The organism is Pseudacidobacterium ailaaui (assembly GCF_000688455.1).
Lineage (GTDB): Bacteria > Acidobacteriota > Terriglobia > Terriglobales > Acidobacteriaceae > Pseudacidobacterium > Pseudacidobacterium ailaaui.
On the sequence record NZ_JIAL01000001.1, the window covers coordinates 3,073,219 to 3,092,479 of the forward strand.

At 55.3% G+C, this 19,261-nt stretch carries 15 protein-coding genes; 10 read left to right on the forward strand and 5 right to left on the reverse strand.

Features of this window, described 5'->3' with window-relative positions; translation table 11 throughout:
* Position 1: 1 nt before the first annotated feature.
* Complete coding sequence (locus tag N655_RS20000; RefSeq protein WP_049961445.1) at positions 2 to 2,104, reverse strand: PP2C family protein-serine/threonine phosphatase; 2,103 nt, start codon at positions 2,102 to 2,104, stop codon at positions 2 to 4.
* Between the two features lie 392 nt (positions 2,105 to 2,496).
* On the opposite strand from N655_RS20000, the gene N655_RS20960 reads away from it, so the two are divergent.
* From N655_RS20960 to N655_RS0113780, 5 genes are all read left to right on the forward strand, one after another.
* On the forward strand, positions 2,497 to 3,642 hold the full coding sequence (locus N655_RS20960) for an ABC transporter permease (RefSeq protein ID WP_238324745.1): 1,146 nt from the start codon (positions 2,497 to 2,499) through the stop codon (positions 3,640 to 3,642).
* Positions 3,597 to 5,063 carry an FtsX-like permease family protein gene (locus N655_RS20965; RefSeq protein WP_349509492.1) on the forward strand — a complete coding sequence of 489 codons (1,467 nt, stop codon included), beginning with the start codon at positions 3,597 to 3,599 and terminating at the stop codon, positions 5,061 to 5,063. The genes N655_RS20960 and N655_RS20965 overlap by 46 nt, the downstream gene beginning before the upstream one ends.
* Before the next feature lie 187 nt (positions 5,064 to 5,250).
* Entirely contained in the window at positions 5,251 to 6,285 is a 1,035-nt protein-coding gene (locus tag N655_RS0113770; RefSeq protein ID WP_026443445.1) for a 6-phosphofructokinase, read from the forward strand.
* 269 nt (positions 6,286 to 6,554) lie between these two features.
* Positions 6,555 to 6,815 (forward strand): helix-turn-helix domain-containing protein, encoded by a 261-nt coding sequence (locus tag N655_RS0113775; RefSeq protein ID WP_026443446.1) that lies wholly within the window; start codon positions 6,555 to 6,557, stop codon positions 6,813 to 6,815.
* A gap of 112 nt (positions 6,816 to 6,927) precedes the next feature.
* The gene (locus tag N655_RS0113780) at positions 6,928 to 7,398 is read left to right on the forward strand and encodes a VOC family protein (protein ID WP_026443447.1); all 471 of its coding nucleotides are present in this window, start codon (positions 6,928 to 6,930) and stop codon (positions 7,396 to 7,398) included.
* A gap of 49 nt (positions 7,399 to 7,447) precedes the next feature.
* Here N655_RS0113780 and N655_RS0113785 read toward each other — a convergent pair whose 3' ends face one another.
* Both N655_RS0113785 and N655_RS0113790 read right to left on the reverse strand, forming a co-directional pair.
* Positions 7,448 to 8,302 carry a DUF4097 family beta strand repeat-containing protein gene (locus tag N655_RS0113785; RefSeq protein WP_026443448.1) on the reverse strand — a complete coding sequence of 285 codons (855 nt, stop codon included), beginning with the start codon at positions 8,300 to 8,302 and terminating at the stop codon, positions 7,448 to 7,450.
* Between the two features lie 26 nt (positions 8,303 to 8,328).
* Entirely contained in the window at positions 8,329 to 9,528 is a 1,200-nt protein-coding gene (locus N655_RS0113790) for an efflux RND transporter periplasmic adaptor subunit (protein WP_349509493.1), read from the reverse strand.
* 122 nt (positions 9,529 to 9,650) lie between these two features.
* On the opposite strand from N655_RS0113790, the gene N655_RS0113795 reads away from it, so the two are divergent.
* From N655_RS0113795 to rapZ, 5 genes are all read left to right on the forward strand, one after another.
* Complete coding sequence (locus tag N655_RS0113795) at positions 9,651 to 11,015, forward strand: hemolysin family protein (RefSeq protein WP_026443450.1); 1,365 nt, start codon at positions 9,651 to 9,653, stop codon at positions 11,013 to 11,015.
* A complete protein-coding gene (locus N655_RS0113800; RefSeq protein WP_026443451.1) occupies positions 11,015 to 11,938 on the forward strand; it encodes an ABC transporter permease in 924 nt (307 codons plus the stop codon). Before N655_RS0113795 ends, N655_RS0113800 begins: the two co-directional genes overlap by 1 nt.
* 185 nt (positions 11,939 to 12,123) lie before the next feature.
* Positions 12,124 to 13,809 (forward strand): RNA polymerase factor sigma-54, encoded by a 1,686-nt coding sequence (gene rpoN, locus N655_RS0113805; RefSeq protein ID WP_026443452.1) that lies wholly within the window; start codon positions 12,124 to 12,126, stop codon positions 13,807 to 13,809.
* Between the two features lie 72 nt (positions 13,810 to 13,881).
* Positions 13,882 to 14,541, forward strand: a complete 660-nt coding sequence (gene hpf, locus N655_RS20700; RefSeq protein ID WP_049961446.1) for a ribosome hibernation-promoting factor, HPF/YfiA family — start codon at positions 13,882 to 13,884, stop codon at positions 14,539 to 14,541.
* An 85-nt stretch (positions 14,542 to 14,626) separates the two neighbouring features.
* On the forward strand, positions 14,627 to 15,556 hold the full coding sequence (rapZ, locus tag N655_RS0113815) for an RNase adapter RapZ (RefSeq protein WP_026443453.1): 930 nt from the start codon (positions 14,627 to 14,629) through the stop codon (positions 15,554 to 15,556).
* Here rapZ and nadC read toward each other — a convergent pair.
* Entirely contained in the window at positions 15,553 to 16,437 is an 885-nt protein-coding gene (gene nadC / locus N655_RS0113820; protein ID WP_026443454.1) for a carboxylating nicotinate-nucleotide diphosphorylase, read from the reverse strand. The two genes, rapZ and nadC, sit on opposite strands and share 4 nt — an antisense overlap.
* A complete protein-coding gene (locus tag N655_RS0113825) occupies positions 16,437 to 19,184 on the reverse strand; it encodes a valine--tRNA ligase (RefSeq protein ID WP_026443455.1) in 2,748 nt (915 codons plus the stop codon). Before N655_RS0113825 ends, nadC begins: the two co-directional genes overlap by 1 nt.
* Positions 19,185 to 19,261 lie beyond the last annotated feature (77 nt).

Below are 19,261 nucleotides of genomic sequence, written 5' to 3' on the forward strand. Positions count from 1 at the left end.
GTTATTTTTGTCGGGCCAGGACGAGAGTAATATCGTCCGGCTGCTCCTGGCCACCGATCCAGTTGCGCAGCGACTGCATGACTTGTTCCGAGATAAAGTCAAGCGGCTTATGGCGATGGCGGCGCACAACCTCAATCAGCCGGTCTTCGCCAAATTCGCCAAATTCATTTTCCGGTTCGGTGACTCCATCGCTGTATGCAATCAGAATGTCCCCCGGATGCAGTTGCTCCACACCCTGGTCATAAGTTGCGTGCTCCAGAAGACCGACGACGGTGCCACCGCAACCCAATGTTGCCACACTGTCGTCGGCCCGCAGCACCAGCGGTGGCAGTTGTCCTCCGCAGGAGTAGGTCAGTTGCTGCGTGGATCCATCGTAATGCGCGAGAAATAACGTTGCATATTTTTCCGGCTGTGTGCTGCGGTAAAGATGACGATTGAGCTGTGTCAGGATTCTGGCTGGTTCCAGAAATGGGTCGCCCTCCCCATCTCCATTGCGGCTGGCCAGAAGGTCCTCGCCAGCAAAGCGGTATGCGCGGACGGCCGAATGCAGAGTGGCCATCAAAAGTGCGGCAGAGATTCCCTTTCCACTGATGTCGCCGAGCGCCAGCCCAAGCTGGGAATCACCGAAAACCAGGAAGTCGTAGTAGTCTCCGCTTACAGTGCGTGCCGGATAGCATGCGCCATGTAGTTCCAGCATGGGCAGGGAAATCGCGCCGCGAGGGAACAGGTTGGCCTGGACTTCCTGTGCAATGGAAAGCTCACTTTGCAGACGCTCTTTTTCCCGCTGCTCGGCCAAAAGGCGCTCCAGTGAGTAGGCCATGCGATTGAAGGAACGGGAGAGGGCCGCGAGCTGGTCATTGCGCGTCACCTTTATGCGGTGGGTCAGATTGCCTTTGTCGATCTCCACGGTGGCGTCATACAGATCGCTGACCGATTGCGTGATGGTCCGGTTCAACCGCATGGCCATGATGAAAGCAATCATCTCCAGCAGGCCAAAGAAAATCGCCACTCCAATCAGGATGTCCTGTACAACTGTGGCGATCCTCAGTGAGGTGATAAAGAGACGATTGTAAAGAAGCGAGGGGCGGGATGTGACGATGGTAGACGTATCGCGCAGCTTTCCTGTGGACCAGTCCCTGGTCTCCAGCGGAGCATAGAAGGTGATGGGAATATCGTAGAAATGTTGGGCTGCGGGCAGAGAGCCGCCAGCGATGGAATTTTCCCGGATCTCCTCGGTGACTCGCTTGTGCCGGGTCAACTCTGCCTCGACGCCTGTATGTTTGCCGTCAGCCGATGGAGCTGGAGCAGTCTCATCCTGCACAACGGGAATCATTTCAATCCTGCCGATGCCATGAGCCACTTCATCAATGCTTGAGCTGTCCAGAAGTACGCTGGAGATGAGGGTCGTGGTATGTCCGTTCAGGGTATGCGAGTCCACCGCGCGCAGATAAAACCTGTTCTGGTCCCAGACCACTCCTTTCTCAAAGCCGTCTTTTACCCAGGCGGGCACTTGAGTAATGGAAGTGGCGTTCAGGCTCTCAGGCAGGACCGGGAGGGGTTTGCCATCATAAAATGCGGCAACACGCAGGCCCAGGTCACGACTGTCAGATGAGATGTCCACTTCAGGCAAGGGAACGGCGCGGACCGAAGGCTGCTGTGCGAGTACATGCGCCACATGCATGGAAAAGGCGCGATTTTCCGCAGCAAAGTGTTCCAGTTGGGCATTCAACTCCGCCGTAGCAGCAAAAATGGCAAACTGTCCGCTGAATACATAAAGCGAGATCAACGCCAGCATCACAAACAGCACCACCGGCGTCAGAGCCATCAGCAGATAGGTAAGGATGAGACGGTTACGCAGCTTCCAGAGAAAGCGGCCGAAGATCCAGCGAAAGAAGAGTGGTACACAAAAAATGACCAGTAGGACCAGCGTAAAGATGCTGATACCGTTAAAAATGTGTCCCGCCAGCCCAGGGAGCAGCCGCTCCGGAATCAGGACCAGATAAATGGTCAGCAGCCAGAAGGCAAGGCGATGTACCTTACTTTGCGGAGGCTCACGCCGCAGTGCACGAAATACGCGAGCTTCAAAATTTCTGACTCGTCCCATAAAGTGCTGATGCAATTGAGTGTATCGCAAGGCGGAAGGAGAGGAGCCGCTGGCGGGACCGTTTCCGCAAAGCGGGGGTCTCGGGATTTCCTCCACTGAAATCATCCGTGGGTCCGGGCTTCAGAGGAGTAAACCGGTATGTTTCGCAGCAGGTAAACTAGCCAGGACCTGGTCGACCCTCAAGAGGACAAAAATGCTTTTTCTGGAGAGGGGCAAATGATCCATTCTGCAAACTTGGCCTAAAACCAATTTGTTCAGAAATGGACATGCTCTGTTCGGAAGCGAACATTTCCCGAAAAGGGGGAATTCAGCAAGTCTTTTTATATCTATTGCTTAAACATAAATTGGCTTTGGTATATCTCATGCTTTTATGATGCGCTAAGAGGCCCACCATGCAAACTCTCCGGCAGGACGTTTCTTATGCTCTGCGCCAGATGCGCCATTCTCCCGTCCTCACGCTGACTGCAATGCTCACGCTCGCGCTTGGCATTGGTGCAACGACGGCAATTTTTTCTTTGATCCATACAATCATGCTGAAGTCCCTGCCAGTTGTGGATCCCTCCAGTTTGTATCGGGTGGGCAGCGGCAATGACTGCTGCGTAGAAGGCGGCCCGCAGGATGAGTGGGGCATGTTTTCTTATTCGTTCTACCAGCGGATGAAGGACGCAGCCCCGGAATTTGAGGAGATGGCGGCTTTCCAGGCAGGTGCATGGCAGTATAGTGTGCGCCGGGCAAATGCCGAGCGGCAGGCCCGAGCCATGTATGGTGAGTTCGTTACCGGCAATTACTTTTCTACTTTTGGAATCAAGGCTTTTGCTGGACGCACGATGACTCCGGCGGACGACCAGCCCTCCGCGCCTCCGGTGGCCATGCTGAGCTACCGCGCATGGCAGCAGGAGTATGGCGCTGATCCCTCCGTGGTGGGCTCTTCGTTCATTCTGGAAGGTCGTCCTTTCACCATCATCGGAATTACACCGCCAGGATTTTTCGGAGAGACATTGCGCAGCAATCCCCCGGATTTGTGGCTTCCGTTACAGCAGGAGCCGATGGTGCGGGGCGATGATTCTCTGGTCAAGAAGCCCGCTTCCGCGTGGCTCCGTGTGATTGGACGGTTGCGTCCGGGTGCTTCCGTGAGTGGCTTGTCTGCACGGTTCACAACCATGGTGCGAGAGTGGCTCCAGACAGACTTTATGTCCGATGCCGGCGCGCCTAAAGAATGGCTTCCCCAAATCAAAGCCACTCTTCCCAAGCAGATCATCAAGGTCATTCCGGCCGGCTCGGGCGTAAGCGATATGAAGCATGAATACAAAGACAGCTTACGCATTCTTCTTATTGTTTGCTGTCTGGTCCTGCTGATTGCCTGTGCCAATATCGCAAACCTGCTCCTGGCCCGAGGAGCTGCGCGCCGAAATCAGACTTCGGTGCGGCTGGCGCTGGGGCGTCCCGACCGAGGCTTATCCGGCAGTCGCTCACAGAGAGTCTTGTTCTCTCTGTGTTTGGTGGGGCATTGGGAGTCGCTGTGGCCTATCTTGGCGTAAAACTGATGATTTCTTTGGCATTCAGCAGGGCGCACTTTGTGCCAATTGATGCAACGCCTTCGCTCCCGGTCCTGGCCTTTGCTTTTGGGTTGTCGCTTGTCACCGGGGTGCTCTTTGGGACCGCGCCAGCATGGATTGCCACACATGCTGATCCAGCCGAGGCGCTTCGTGGAGCAAGCCGCAGCACGCATGACAAGGCATCCCTTCCGCAGAAAGCGCTGGTTGTGGTCCAGGCGGCACTTTCGATTGTTCTTTTGGCCGGTGCGGGATTTCTCACACGGAGCCTGCAAAAGCTCGAACATCAAAACATGGGGTTTGAGACAGACCACCGCGTGAGCATCGTTCTGAATACGCCTCCTGCCAGTTATTCCCAGGCACGTCTGGATGGACTCTATCGCGAACTGCAGGACAGGCTGTCTCGGATTCCCGGAGTGCAGCGGGCGGCGCTGGCCCTGTACTCTCCTCTGATCGACAACTGGGGTGAACTTGTAATTCGGGAAGGCAAAGGTGTGCCTACATTCAGTGATGATGCGTCATCGTCCTGGGACCGTGTCAGCGTCGGATATCTGGAACTGATGGGACAGCATCTTGTGCAGGGCCGCAGCATTACCGAGCAGGACACGGCCTCCTCGCGCAATATTGCAGTAGTGGATGAAGAGTTTGTTCGCAAGTTTTTCAAAAAAGGAGAAGATCCGCTGGGCGCACATTTTGGCATGGACATGCCACAGTACAGCGGAACCTACGAGATTGTTGGCGTAGTCCGCTCGGCCAACTACACCGATACGACGGGTCATTGGCGGCGGCCCGTGATCTTCTTGCCCCTGGCGCAGCACGCTCGTTATGACAATCCTCTGATGCAATGGGTAGACGACCGCACGCATCGAATCGAAAGCGCCGTCCTGCAGATTCGGGGCAGCATGACGGGTCTGGAACCCCAGATCCGGCGCGCCTTCAGTGAAGTGGATCCCAACTTGACGATCGTTCGTATCCAGACGATGCAGGAACAGGTAGACGGCACCTTGGATCAGCAGCGCACCATGGCGGAGATGACTGGGCTTTTCGGCGTTCTGGCTCTTGCCCTGGCTGCGATTGGTCTCTACGGCGTGACCGCATACACGGTCGAGCGGCGTACCAGCGAGATCGGTATACGCATGGCGCTGGGGGCCGATCGGGCGAACGTCGTCAGAATGGTGCTGCGGGGCGCATTTTTGCAGATCCTGATTGGTCTTGCGATTGGTCTTCCGATTGCCATTGCTTGTGGACGCCTGATTGCAGCCCAACTTTATCAGGTAAAAAGCTGGGACCCGCTGGTATTGTTCGGGGCCGTATTCTCCCTCGGACTCTGCGCTTTCCTGGCCAGTGTGATCCCGGCCCAGCGTGCGGCCTCGATTGATCCGGTAAAAGCATTACGGACGGAGTGATTTGCCGCAGAACCAGGAGTAGCTCCGGTTCCATCCTGATCTTCCGGCTTTGCGAGGCATTGTCGGAAGATCTTGGATGCTCAGGCGCAATTTGTCCCTCGACTGTCCTGCCAGCTATGATGGCTGAGGAACTTTTCTGAAGACGGAAGCCAATCCGGAACAATTTCATAGAAGGAGAAGACAGGAAATGCGAGTTGGTCTGCTTACTGGAGGCGGGGACTGCCCCGGTCTGAATGCAGTGATTCATGCTGTGGTGAAAAAGGGCATTTACCACTATGGCGATGAGTTTGTCGGCTTTCTGGAGGGCTGGCGTGGTGTTCTGGAGAACCTGACGACGCCGCTGACCCTTGAGGCCGTGGACGGAATTCTGGACCAGGGCGGCACGATTCTGCGCACTTCACGCACCAACGTCCGCAAGATTGAAGGGGGCATTGAGAAGTGCATTGCCAATCTGAAGGCCAATAAGATTGATGCGCTGATCGCCATTGGCGGCGATGATACCCAGTCGGTGACCAACGCGCTGGTCAAGGCCGGCGTACCCGGCGTGGGCGTTCCCAAGACGATTGACAACGACCTTTACGGCACCGACGCGTGTTTTGGCTTTGATACCGCTGTCTCCATCGCGACGGAAGCCATTGACCGGCTGCATACGACCGCCGAAGCCCATAACCGAGTCATTGTCTGCGAAGTGATGGGCAGAGACGCAGGCTGGATCGCACTGACCGCAGGCGTTGCCGGAGGCGCACATGCCATTCTGGTTCCGGAAAAGCCGATTGATATTGACCACGTCTGCAAGCTGCTCAAATACAACCACGATCACGGGAAGAAGTATGGCATTGTGGTTGTGGCAGAGGGGGCAAAGCTGCCCAGTGGCGGCCAGGCTACCGTGGGTGGCAAGGTAGACAGCTTTGGTCACGCACGGCTGGGGGGAATCGCCCAGGCACTGGCAGAGCTGATTGAAGAGAAGACCGGCTATGAAACCCGCTCGGTCAACCTTGGGCACACCCAGCGCGGTGGTACTCCTACAGCTTATGACCGGATGCTCTCGACCCGCTACGGTCTGGCGGCGATTGACCTGGTACATCAAGGAAATTTCGGACGACTCGTGGTGCTGCGCGGAACAGAAATTAAAGACATTCCGTTGGAAGAAGCCATTTCAAAGAACAGAACAGTGGATGAGCATTTTCTTGAAATCCTTAATGGACTCGAACCGAAGGTGTAGGGTCCACTCCGCAGACGGACAAAAGGCTGGAGACATCTATCTCCAGCCTTTTCTGTTGCCAGCTCTCGATACTTCATTAATTACTTTAAGCAATTGACTGCGGGAACCATTTTGGTTAACAGGAGAAAACCCGCATATTTACGGTCGAAACCCGAGGTTTTTCCTCAACTATAAGGAAAAGTTCTTGAATTTCAGGAGGAAAACGGGGTATAAGCACAGGGCCGGGAAAATTCTTCAGGCGGCATCATGATTTTCAGTGGGGGCAGAAAATGAAAACGTCAGCAGCGCGCAGTGAAGTTCGTGAGGTCATGGACATTCGGCAAGCAGCAGAATATCTTGGCATCAGTCCCGACACTCTTTATAAATATGCCTCGGAAAGCTTTGTTCCCGCTTTTAAACTGGGGAACCGCTGGCGGTTCAAAAAATCGCGGCTGGACGATTGGATGGACCAGCAATCCGGCGGAGCTTCCCGGGCGGAGATCAGGGTGGTCCGGCCGCGGCAAAAGAAACCGGTCCGGGCGGCACGATAAGACGGCTTTTGGGCGGCTTTCCTTTAAGAATTTCTGTTGAAAAACAGGCATACGGAATGCCTTGCGTCATGGCGTGAGCGTATACTCGCCAGCTGATGGGGGAGTAACGTTTATGGAAACGACAGAGGCACGATTGATTCCGCACCTGACGGTGAGCGATGCCGCAGCGGCCATTGATTTTTATAAAAAGGCCTTCAACGCTGTGGAAGTTGCCCGGCATATCGCCCCGGATGGAAAACGCATCATGCATGCTCGGGTGGAACTCTTTGGCAGTGCATTGATGCTGAACGACGATTTTTGCGATTATACCGGGGGAAAAAGCAATACCCCGGAGGCGCTCTCCGGCTCTCCGGTGACATTGCACCTGCAGGTAGATGATGCACGCCGGGTATGGGATTTGGCGGTGGCAGCAGGGGCCAAGGTTGTCATGCCATTACAGGAACAGTTTTGGGGCGATATTTATGGCATGTTCATCGATCCCTTTGGCCACAAATGGTCCGTTGGAGAGACCGTGAAAAAACTCAGCGAGACCCAAATTCAGGAAGGAGCAAAGCAAGCCTTTGGGCATGCCCCCAGGGCTTAAAGCAGAAGTTCTCCGGACAGACCCTGTACCGCCGGGGGAAGGCTGCGATTCAGCGGATCTGAATCTCCCCGGAGCCAGTTTCGGCACGAACTGTCGGGCCTCCTCCGTGGATGTCTCCCATGACGTGATGAGAGTTGAGGTTGCCGTGGATGGTCAGAGGTTGGCTGCTATGGATGGAGCCAGATCCGGAGGACGCATCCAGCGAGAAGTGTGCATCTCCTGTGATCATGGTGATGGAGCCCGAGCCGGTTTCGAGTTTCCATGAGGCCGTAGGCTGTCCCTGAATTTCCAGATCACCTGAGCCAGTTTCGGCAAAAAGGGCGCCCTGAACATTTTTCAGACGAATGCTTCCGCTGCCGGTCTGCGCCTTGACATTATCAGATGCGAGCATTTCCGCGCGAATCTCTCCGGAGCCAGTTTCGAGTAGGACCTGGCGAGACAGCCCCGAGGCATCAATGGATCCCGAGCCAGTGCTGATCTTTGCCGGGCCACTCAGGTTGGTGATGTGAATATCGCCAGAGCCGCTGCTTGCGGAAAGGTCTGTACCTTTCGGGGCTGTGATGTCGTAATCAATCGAAACATTGTGTTCGTTCAGGTGCTTTCCAATGGAAACCGTGTTGCCATTTTGCTCAATCGGAGGGTTGGAAACAATTTGTTGTACTCGCTGCTCGGGTGAAGAGCTGTCCATCCAGCTGCCCCATTTGCCGGCATGAACGTGTCCAATGATGTGAATCCTGGAGTCCTGTCCCGCAGTGACCCGAATCGAACCGGACCCGGTGCTGATGCTGAGTGTTGCCGGACCATTGACGTGCAGTGTTTTATCGAAAGTGCCGTCGGCGGCAAACAGGGCCGCGGGACAAAGCAGCAGCAAAACTGCAGACGATTTTTGAAAGACAGATACCATTTTGTTCTCCTGGCGAATGTCCTGCATTATTGTTGCAAAACGACAGTGTCTCCTTCCTTCAGTCCCTCAAGAATCTCGGTCTTGCTTCCGTTTGAGATTCCGAGCTTTACCGGGACCTTGCGCTGCCCATCTTTCTGTTTTGGGTCAGGGACAAAGGCGAAGGCATTCTTCTGGTTGTCATAGACAATTGCCTGTTCAGGAACAGTAAGTGCGTTCTTGTGTTCCGTAATCAGAATCTCTGCATTGGCAGTCATGTTGGCTTTCAGCTCGCCGGTAGGATTGTCAATCGAGACGCGAACCTCAAAGGTGGTCACATTGTCCTTTTCAACCCCAAGAGGTGCAATTTTTGTGACCTTGCCATGGAAGGTCTTATTGGGAAAGGACTCAACGCGGATCCGTGCCGGCTGGCCAAGGTATACGCTGCCGATGTCGGCCTCGTCCACTTTTCCCTGAACATAGACCTGTGTTGTATCGCCAAGTGTCATGACCAACGTGGCTGTAGATCCGAGAACCAGAATTGAACTGACCGCATCGCCAATCTCCACGTCGCGAGACAAAACGACGCCGTCGATAGGAGAGACCAGAGTGGTGTAGCTGAGTTGCTCGTTGAGCTGGTCGAGGCTGGCCTGGGCCTCCCTGACCTGGGCTTCGGCCTGCTTTAATTTGGCTTCATCCACCTGGATCTGCGCCAGTGCCGCATCCCTCTTGTTCTTTTCAGCAACGTAATTGCGCTGCGCGTCATCGAGCACCTGCTGGGAAACGATTCCATCCTTTTGCATGGCGAGATTGCGCTCGTAAGTTGATTGATAGAGAGGCAGATCCGGGGCCGCAGCGTTGACCCGGTCCTGGGCGATATTTGCCTGGTAAGTGACGACATTGGCCTGGGCTGCGGAAAGCTGCGCCTTTTGCGCCGCTACCTGGGCAAGAATTTCCTGCTGATCAAGTTGCGCCAGCACCTGTCCTTTGTGTACATGCTGATTGATGTCGACGAACAGTTTTTCGACGATGCCGCTGGCTTTGGATTTGAGCTCCACTTTGGTAATGGGCTGGATCTTGCCAGTAGCCACAACGCTCTTTGCGATGTCAGCACGCGAAGCTTTTGCCAGACGGCCGGAGTCAATTTTTGTCCCGCTGCCATGTGCTGCCGAAACAATCACAATCAGAATGATGAGCGAGGCCGCCGAGATACTACCCCAGAGCCACCATCTTTTTTTCTTTCGCTGCACAGCCACTGGACATACTCCCACAAATCAGTCTCATGGCGGCTGTAGATACTCCGCCTGCCAGGTATACGTAGAGGAAAAGGAATTGGTTCCCGGACCCTGTCCTCTTGATAGACTCAGAAAAAATGTCTGGATTTCTGCTTTTCCGGTTTGTTTCCATCGCCATGCTGATTCTGGCCAACGGATTTTTTGTGGCAGCAGAATTCGCCATTGTCAGCTTGCGCGATACCAGAGTGGAACAACTGATTGCGCAGAGGAGGCCGGGAGCGCGCATCGTCCGGCGGCTGCAGCAGAACCTTGGAGACTTTCTGCCTGCAGTCCAGTTTGGAGTTACGCTGTGCAGTCTTGCTTTGGGCTGGATTGGCGAGCCGGTGGTTGCAGACATTTTTGAGGTGTGGCTGGCAAATGTGCCCCACGCGAGGGTCTATGCGCATTTGATTGCAGTTCCGGTGGCCTTTGCGCTCATTACCTATTTTCACGTGCTGCTTGGGGAGCTGGTTCCAAAGTCACTGGCCCTGCGAAAGGTAGACCAGATGGCGCTGGGCGTTGCCGGTCCGATGGATGCGTTTATCCGCGTGACGCGTCCGGCGGTGCGGCTGATGAACCGGTCTGCCTCCCTGGTACTGAAACTATTTCATGCCCCCATGGCGCATGAGTCTTCCGTGCACACCCCGGAAGAGTTGAAGCTGGTGGCGACAGCGGCGCGTCGTTCCGGTGTGTTGCCGGAATTTCAGGAATCGTTGATTCATCGTGTGGTGGAGGCCAATGATATTTCTGCCAGAGAGATCATGACGCCCCGCCAGCGCATCTTCTCTCTTCCGGCCGACATGCTTGTAGAAGAGGCTAGTGCGCGCATCATTGAGGAGCAGCACTCACGTGTTCCTGTCTATGATCCGGCGCGAGGGCAGGACTACATCATCGGCGTCGTCTACTCAAAAGAGATATCGAGATTGATGCATTTCCGGGCCATGGCCCGCACACGGTTTGCGGATGCGCCATTTTCTGAGCTGCGGCTGCGGCAGGTAATGCGCGAAGTGCTCGTAGTGCCGGAGACCAAACCTGTCCTGGATCTGCTGCGAGAGTTTCAGCAGCGCCGCCGGCACCTGGCCATTGTTGTCGATGAATTCGGCACGACGGTCGGGCTGGTCACGGTAGAGGACGCAATCGAGCAGCTCATTGGCGAAGTCGAAGATGAATTTGATGTGACGGTGCGCAGGCCTTTGACTTCAGCCAGCGGAGGGGTCGTCCTTGATGGAAGCGTCAACCTGCGCGATCTAGAAACACAGATGAACTGGCATTTGCCCCGTGATGGAGGAGCAGAGACGCTGGCTGGTTTCTTGCTGGCCCGGCTGGGGAGGATCCCCCGGGGAGGCGAATGTGTGGAGTACGAAGGCCGTAGGATCACCGTGGCCGAGATGAGCGGTCATCGCATCAGCAAAGTACTTGTACAGGAGATTGCTCAACAAGAGAAGACGGAGAAGGCCTCCTGATGCGGGTGCTTCGCATACTGCTGATGCGACTGATGTACATTCTGCCAGTCATCTGGCTCGTGGTGACGCTGGTTTTCCTGCTGATCCACATCGTGCCGGGTGATCCGGTGGAGCAGATGCTGGGGGAAGGTGCACGCACACAGGACATCGCCGCTCTCCGCCATGCTTATGGGCTGGATGTCCCCATAGGAACGCAGTATCTGCACTACTGGCGAGGTGTGCTGCACGGAGACCTGGGTCGTTCCCTCCGGTTGAATGATTCTGTGACGCATCTGGTGCTGACGCGATACCCGTACACACTGGAGCTGACGCTGGCAGCGTTGGTCATTGCTTTGGTACTTGCTGTTCCGGCTGGAATCAGCGCGGCACTGCACCGCTCGCGTTGGCAGGACCATACGGTCGGTGTGGTCAGTTTGCTCGGTCTGTCATTTCCGGTCTTTGCTTCTGGGCCAATTCTTATCCTGCTGGTCTCCATCAAACTCGGCTGGCTGCCTGTTAGCGGGGCGGGAGGGTGGGACCACCTTGTCTTGCCCGCGTGTACGATGGGTGCGGCCCTGGCTGCGATTCTGACTCGCATGGTGCGCACGGCCATGCTGGAAGAGCTGGGACAGGACTATATCCGAACGGCACGCGCCAAGGGTCTGCCGGAGCGGACGGTGGTCTATAAACATGCCCTGCGCAACGCAATGGTTCCTGTACTGACGCTGGTAGGACTGCAATTTGGCGCGCTTCTGGCCGGGGCGATCGTGACCGAGACAATATTCAGTTGGCCGGGAATCGGACGGCTGACCCTTTCCGCTATCTCCAATCGGGACTATGCTCTGGTACAGGGCTGTATCCTCGCCGTCGGGCTCACCTATGTGCTGGTGAATCTCGTCACGGATTTGCTTTATATGGTTGTGAATCCGCGGGTCCGTAGCTGAAGAAGATCTTTTACCGGTTGGGCAATGGGCTGCACTCCCAAAATGGTCTGTCGCATATTTTTCCTGAGCGGCGGCTCTTCACAAAAGTACAGAAAAATGACGATGATATATGTTTCAGGCCCCTACCTTGGGCCGTCATCGAGCGTGTAGACTGAGGATATCTCCCCTGAAAGTAAAGAGTAGGAATGGCACTTCTTCAACCCAAACTTAACCTGAAAGTATCGCAGCGGCAGATCCTCACGCCCGGGCTGATGCAGATGGTGAGCGTGCTTGCGCTGAACAAGATCGAGTTGAAGGAGATGATTCAGGCCGAGATTGCGGAAAATCCGATCCTCGAAGAGTTGGAAGAAAACGTTCCTTTGCTGGATGATGTGGCCAGCCGGGAAGAACAACTGGCGCAGCCAACAGAGAGCAGCTTTGGCGATGCCGCCATAAAGAAATCGGACCCTTTTGATGAGATAGATTTCGGCTCTTATTTTCAAGAGTATCTGGACCCGGGCTTCCGCTCCCCGGACAGCTTTGAGGTCTCGGAAAAACCCTCAATCGAGAATTTTCTTTCCCGACCGGGCACACTCACAGACCACCTTAGCTGGCAGCTTGGATCTCTGAACATCTCACCTGCCGTGCGTGACGCGGCGGAATATATCATCGGCAACCTGAATGAAGATGGTTACCTTACCGCAACCGATGAGGAACTGCTTGAGGGGCATCTGCGCGAGCAGTTAGAGCCGGAGCACGACCACGGTGTTGTTCCGGCCGTCCGTCCGGAATTCCGAATGACTGACATTCCGGAGGCGATCCGGGAGCGGGCCCGAGGACATCTGGCAACGGCATTGGAAGTTGTCAGGTCTCTTGATCCGTTAGGCGTAGGGGCACGCGACCTTCGTGAATGCCTGTTACTACAACTGGATGCCCAGCGTCATGAATTTGAACTCATCTATCAGAGGCAGAAACACGCGGCGCAGGCTCCGGAAATTCATGCTTCGACAGAAGAGATCTCCGAAGATCTGGCAGGAGAAGACCACAAGCATGGAATGAATGGCAATGGGCATGCCCAGCGCCTGGCTGTATTTCAGGCCGCAAGAGAGATTGCGGACAAGCACCTGCTGCTGCTGCAGAAGCGCGACATGCGGGAGGTGGCAAAAGCTGCTGGATGCTCGGTAGAAATTGCCCGGCAGGCCGTGGATCTGATTCGCACCCTCGATCCACGTCCGGGACAGCGTTATAACCGTTCAGAGACGCGCCTGATTGAGCCGGATGTCGCCTTCGTGAAGCGCGGCGATGACTATGTTGTCGTGATGAACGATGAAGATATGCCTTCTCTGCGTCTAAACCAGGGATACCGTCGTATGATTACGCAGGACGGGACAGAAAAAGAGGTCCGGGACTACGTAAAAGAACGCTACCGCTCTGCGCTGCAGCTGATGCGGAACATAGAACAGCGGAAGAACACGATCCTGCGGACCTGCGAGGCCATCGTGCGGCGGCAGAAGGAGTTTCTGGAAAAGGGCGTGGAATCGCTCAAGCCGATGATGATCAAGGAAGTGGCGGAAGAAATTGGTGTGCATCCATCCACAGTGAGCCGCGCTGTATCCAACAAATATGTACATACTCCGCAGGGAGTTTACGAGCTGCGCTTTTTCTTTTCGGAGGGAGTCAACGGACCGGAAGGTGCGGGCACTCCCTTGATGCTGCTCAAACGGAAGGTAAAAAAACTGATTGAAGAGGAGGACCCCAAAAAACCGCTGACCGATGATCAGATCGCAAATATGCTTCAGTCACAGGGAATCAACGTGACACGCCGTACCGTGGCCAAATATCGCGAGGACATGAGAATTCCGAGCACCCATCAGCGTCGGGTACGGAGTTGAGGTAGAATCTACAAACCTGCTGAGGATTTGTGCATCTCCAGCAGTACAACATTTGGGAAGGGAGCTTTCGCCATGCAGGTTGAGTACACTGGCAGGCAGGTGACCGTCACCCCCGCTCTTCGCGCCATTGCCGATGAATCCATTGCGCGCATCGCAAAAATCCTGGGAAAAACTACGAGCGCCCACGTGGTCTTGACGGCGGAAAAATACCGTAAATTTGCCGAAGTCACCATAAAGACGCGCTTACAAGACATTGTGGCGACGTCAGAGGCCAATTTCATGGAGACCGCGCTCCGCGAGGCGCTGGAAAAGGCCGAAACCCAGGCCATCCGCTGCAAAAAGAAGATACAGGCCGTGAAACGGCAGCCGAAAGAGGAAAAACTTGCCGCTGAGCCCCAGTTGGCCCGTCCTCGCCGCTCGGCAAAGACCTCGCCTTCAGCAGCAGAAGAGACCATTCCAGCCCAGACCTCGGGAAAAGCCAATGGAAATGGACATGCCCGCCAGAGCATTCCAGTAACCGTGCATTCTTTTCCGGCCCGGGTCCCCGTACCGGAGCCACACATCGTCCGTTCCGCTGATTCTGTAGCGATCCGTCCCATGACCCTGGAGGAGGCGGTGAAAGAAGCGGAGTTTCGTGACCGCGAGGTCTTCGTCTTCCGCGACCATGAGGGGCAGGTGAAGGTGCTGCACCGCAAGCGGGATGGCAAGATGGAGCTGATTGAAGCTCCCTGAACCAAGCTGCCTTCTGCGGGTGGCCTTCTGGACAGAGAAGGTCATCCGCATACCACCTGGGGCCTGACAATGGTACGCTGGGCACATGCCATCCAAAAATGTCCGTAAACCTGCTGATGGTCCACGGAAAAAAAAGAACACTCCTGCGCACAATGTAGAGGAGGACCGTTCGCTCATTATCATCACCGGCCTCTCCGGGTCCGGAAAACTCTCCGCCCTCAAGGCATTTGAAGACATGGGGCATTATGCCGTGGACAATATGCCAATCGATCTGGTCCCGCGTTTTGCCGAACTGATTGGGGAATCCACCACCACAACAAAAGCGGCCCTGGTTGTTGATGTGCGGGAAGGGCAGGGACTGGAGCGTTTTCCTCAGATGCTGCAGGGCATCCGCCACATTTTACCCACGACGGTCATTTATCTTGAGGCTTCGGAGCCGGTGCTGCTGCGTCGTTTTTCTGAGACGCGGCGGCCGCACCCTCTGGGCAGGCAGGAGATGGTCGCCTCGGCCATACGCGCCGAGCGGAAGCTGCTGGATCCTATCCGCAATGTGGCAGACGTCATTATCGACACCTCGAATTTTAATGTCCATGAGCTGCGGGCCTACATACAGGACAAGTTCGCCGGGGCCGGAGATGGGAAAGACCTTTTGATCTCCTCCATCAGTTTTGGATACAAGAACGGTCTTCCACTGGAGGCTGATCTTGTCTTTGATGTTCGCTTTTTGCCGAATCCGCACTTTATTCCTGAATTTCGTCCTCTGACCGGCAAACATCCAAAACTGGTGTCCTATCTCCGCAAATTTGCGCAGACGCGGGAATTCTTGGATCGTGTAACCGGGCTACTGCTGTATCTTCTGCCTCATTACATCCATGAGGGAAAAAGCTATCTGACAATTGCTTTTGGCTGCACAGGAGGCCAGCACCGCTCGGTAATGATTGCTGAAGAAATCGGCAAGCGGCTTGCAAAAGAGGGCTATCGTGTTAAGACCGCCCACCGCGACATGCCGCGTTAATAGATCTCCGCTGTGATTTTCATACTCAGGTCTACGGCCGGGGCAGAATGTGTAAGAGCTCCTACGGAGATGTAGTCCACGCCGGCAAGAGCGTATTTACGAACAGTTTCAAGGTTCATTCCGCCAGAAGCCTCAATCGGAATGCTGAGGCCGCGTTCACGTACCAGCGTGACGGCCTTCCTGACTTGTTCCGGCGTCATATTATCCAACAGCAGGGACTCTGCGCCGTGATCGAGCGCAGTCGTCAGTTCCTCGAACGTGCGCACCTCGATATCGATCGTCTGGCCCGGTTGGCGCAGTTCCTTTGCGCGATTTAGAACTTTTTCAATTCCTCCGCCAAGAGAGATGTGATTGTTCTTGATCAAGATGCCATCGGAAAGGTCGAGGCGATGGTTCTTTCCTCCGCCGCAGCGGACAGCATATTTATCCAGAACGCGCAGTCCGGGTACGGTCTTTCGTGTGTCCAGGATGTGCGCGCTGGTGCCGGCAATGGCGTCTACATACTGACGGGTAAGTGTGGCGATTCCGCTCAGGCGCTGCATCAGATTCAAAATGACGCGCTCGCAGGAGAGGATGACGCTGGCTTTGTGGCGGATGACGGCAAGGGCGTGTCCCCGGGAGACACGGACGCCATCGAAAATTTCAGGATGATGCACAACCTCAAAGCGGCCGTGGTCTTTGCCATCAAGCCGGGCAAAGATCTCCAGAAAGCGCGGAATGCAGCCCAGTCCTGAGACTACACAGTCCTGTTTGGCGATGATGGTTGCTGAAGCACGCAAGGATGGATCAATGGTAAGCGCAGTGGTTACATCATGCGTAGCTTTGTCTTCTACTAATGCCTGTTCGAGAATCGCGTCAATCCGCCTGCTTTTCCAATCCATTATGCAAATTGCTCCAGTCTTTCCAGTGCGTCGAGCGTTTCCTGCCGTAACATGGATGCTTCCTCTGCCTGTTTTTTCAGGCCGGAAACAACCTTCTCCGGTGCTTTGGCCAGAAAAGATTCATTTTCCAACTGACGTTTTGCATTGGCCAGAAGTTTTTCGTACTGTTCCAGTTTTTTGTGCAGGCGTTCACGTTCCGCCGCAAGGTCTATCTGTTTTTCATAGGGCGTGCCAACGGTAAAGTTGGCTGTGGTCCGCGTATTGGCTGGCCCGAGCTTCCACTCTGAAGGAAATTGAATTTCAGAAACGCGAGCGAGTTTTTCAATGATGTCCTGGTTTGAATCGGCGAGGTTCCTGATTGCATCCGTCGCCGTAAGTTCGATGGCCACCGGCTCGCGTTCTGGCACATCCAGGTCTTTCCGCAGGGCGCGGACCGTCACGATGAGTTCCTGCAGGACAGACATCTCATTTTCCGCTACAGGATTCCGAGCGTCTGCACTCGCCTGAGGATAACGGGACAAAGCGATGGACTTTGCCGGAGGATTTTCCTCATAGAGCGCGTGCCAGAGCTCTTCTGTAAGGAATGGCATGAAGGGCGAAAGCAGTCGAAGCGCTGCTTCAAATGTGCTCAACAGGGTCATCAAGGCTGACTTGCTGCGCTGCTGATGGATGGAACTGCTGAAATCCAGCCTGATTTTTACCATCTCCAGATACCAGTCGCAGAAGTCGCCCCAGAAGAACTGATAAACAAGATTCGCGGCTTCGTGGAAGCGATATTCGCCCAGGGCCTGATTGACCTCTGCTGCAACCTGGTCCAGTCGCGATGTGATCCAGCGCGCCTCGATGGGAGCATCCGGCCCGGGAGCGGTCCTATTTGTAAACCATTGCGGATCAAGTTCAATCCCAGCTTCTTTTGCCTTGTCCACGTTCATGAAGATGAAGCGCGCCGCGTTCCATATCTTGTTTGCAAAAGCACGATATCCCTCAGTACGCGCTTCGCTAAAGGCAATGTCGGTTCCGGGAGACGCCATGGCCGCCAGCGTGAAGCGCACAGCATCTGTGCCATATTTGCTGACGATCTCGATAGGGTCAATCACATTGCCTTTGGTCTTGGACATCTTCTGACGTTCCGCATCGCGCACCAGTGCGTGAATGTAGACCTCGCGGAAGGGCACAGCATCTTTCAGTGTGCGCTGCGAGCCGTCCGGCATGGGCATGTCCAGCATGAAGTGGCAGCCCAGCATGATCATCCTCGCCACCCAGAAGAAAAGTATGTCAAAACCTGTAACAAGCAACTGCGTCGGATAGAAAACGTCGAGATCCTGTGTGTGCCTTGGCCAGCCAAAGACAGAGCAGGGAAGCAGTCCGGAGGAGAACCAGGTATCGAGCACATCGGTTTCCTGCTGAAGCACAGCACTTTCGCAGAAGGAACATTTTGCCGGCGTTTCGCGCGCGACCGTGATCTGTTTGCAGGCCCGGCAGTGCCATGCAGGGATGCGGTGCCCCCACCAGAGCTGGCGTGAGATGCACCAGTCGTGGATATTGCGCATCCATTCGAAATACGTTCTGGCGTACTGCTCCGGAGTAAACCGGATATGCCCCTGCTCCACCGCGGCAATGGCTTTGTCCGCCAGAGGTTGGATCTTGATGAACCACTGCGTCGAGAGCCGAGGCTCTACCACCGTCTTGCAGCGGTCGCATTTGCCAATGGATAGGGTATGGTCTTTGATCGCACCCAGCAGCCCCTGGGATTCCAGGTCCGCCAGAATCTGTTTGCGCGCCTCGTAGCGGTCGAGTCCGGCATAGGCACTGCCTTCGGCATTGATGTGTGCCGTTTCATCCATTACATTGATGGAGGGCAATCCGTGGCGCTGTCCCAATGTAAAGTCATTCGGATCATGGGCCGGAGTGACTTTTACCGCCCCGGTGCCAAATTCGGGACTGACCCACGCATCGGTAATGACCGGGATTTCGCGACCAACCAGAGGCAGCCGCAGGTGCTTGCCGTGCAGATGCTGGTAACGCTCGTCATCAGGATGTACGGCCACGGCCACATCGCCCAGCATGGTTTCCGGACGGGTGGTGGCGATGGTAAGAAACGCTCCTGGTTCTTCCGTGACGGGATACCTGATTTCCCATAGTTTTCCTTGCTGTTCTTCATGAACAACTTCAAGGTCGCTGATGGCTGTCTGGCAGCGCGGGCACCAGTTGACGATGTAGGCGCCGCGATAAATCAGTCCCTGTTCATATAGCCGCACAAAGGCTTCTCGCACAGCCACAGACAGGTTGTCGTCCATCGTAAAGTATTCGCGTGCCCAGTCCACGCTTGCGCCCAGGCGCTTCATCTGGTTGAGAATTGCGCCGCCGTAGTGCTGCTTCCATTGCCAGACGCGCTCAATGAAGGCCTCGCGGCCCAGGTCCTGCCGTTTTTTTCCTTCGGCGGCCAACTGGCGTTCCACCATCATCTGGGTGGCAATTCCGGCGTGGTCCGTGCCCGGAAGCCATAACGTCAGGTCGCCACACATGCGTCGCCAACGGGCAAGGATGTCCATCTCCGTCTGGTTGAGCATGTGCCCCATATGGAGCCGTCCAGTGACGTTGGGCGGGGGCAGAAGCATGGTGAAGGGGGATGCGGCAGGAGTGCCCTTCGGCGTAGGCGTTTCAAACAGGCGCTCGCGCACCCAGTACCCTGCCCAGCGGTCTTCTATGGCAGTGGGATCATAAGCTTTTGGCAAATCGTGAGACATGAATCAAAAATCCTAACCTTTCACGATAAAGCATTGTGATGGAAGAACAAAGGCCGCCGGAAGTGGCGGCCTTCGCT

Coding starts and splice junctions, on each gene's coding strand:
- N655_RS0113775 (WP_026443446.1), top strand. CDS start 6,555: ATGAAAACGTCAGCAGCGCGCAGTGAAGTTCGTGAGGTCATGGACATT.
- N655_RS0113795 (WP_026443450.1), top strand. CDS start 9,651: ATGTCTGGATTTCTGCTTTTCCGGTTTGTTTCCATCGCCATGCTGATT.
- N655_RS0113780 (WP_026443447.1), top strand. CDS start 6,928: ATGGAAACGACAGAGGCACGATTGATTCCGCACCTGACGGTGAGCGAT.
- rpoN (WP_026443452.1), top strand. CDS start 12,124: ATGGCACTTCTTCAACCCAAACTTAACCTGAAAGTATCGCAGCGGCAG.
- N655_RS0113785 (WP_026443448.1), bottom strand. CDS start 8,302: ATGGTATCTGTCTTTCAAAAATCGTCTGCAGTTTTGCTGCTGCTTTGT.
- N655_RS0113770 (WP_026443445.1), top strand. CDS start 5,251: ATGCGAGTTGGTCTGCTTACTGGAGGCGGGGACTGCCCCGGTCTGAAT.
- N655_RS0113825 (WP_026443455.1), bottom strand. CDS start 19,184: ATGTCTCACGATTTGCCAAAAGCTTATGATCCCACTGCCATAGAAGAC.
- N655_RS20960 (WP_238324745.1), top strand. CDS start 2,497: ATGCAAACTCTCCGGCAGGACGTTTCTTATGCTCTGCGCCAGATGCGC.
- nadC (WP_026443454.1), bottom strand. CDS start 16,437: ATGGATTGGAAAAGCAGGCGGATTGACGCGATTCTCGAACAGGCATTA.
- rapZ (WP_026443453.1), top strand. CDS start 14,627: ATGCCATCCAAAAATGTCCGTAAACCTGCTGATGGTCCACGGAAAAAA.
- hpf (WP_049961446.1), top strand. CDS start 13,882: ATGCAGGTTGAGTACACTGGCAGGCAGGTGACCGTCACCCCCGCTCTT.
- N655_RS20000 (WP_049961445.1), bottom strand. CDS start 2,104: ATGGGACGAGTCAGAAATTTTGAAGCTCGCGTATTTCGTGCACTGCGG.
- N655_RS0113800 (WP_026443451.1), top strand. CDS start 11,015: ATGCGGGTGCTTCGCATACTGCTGATGCGACTGATGTACATTCTGCCA.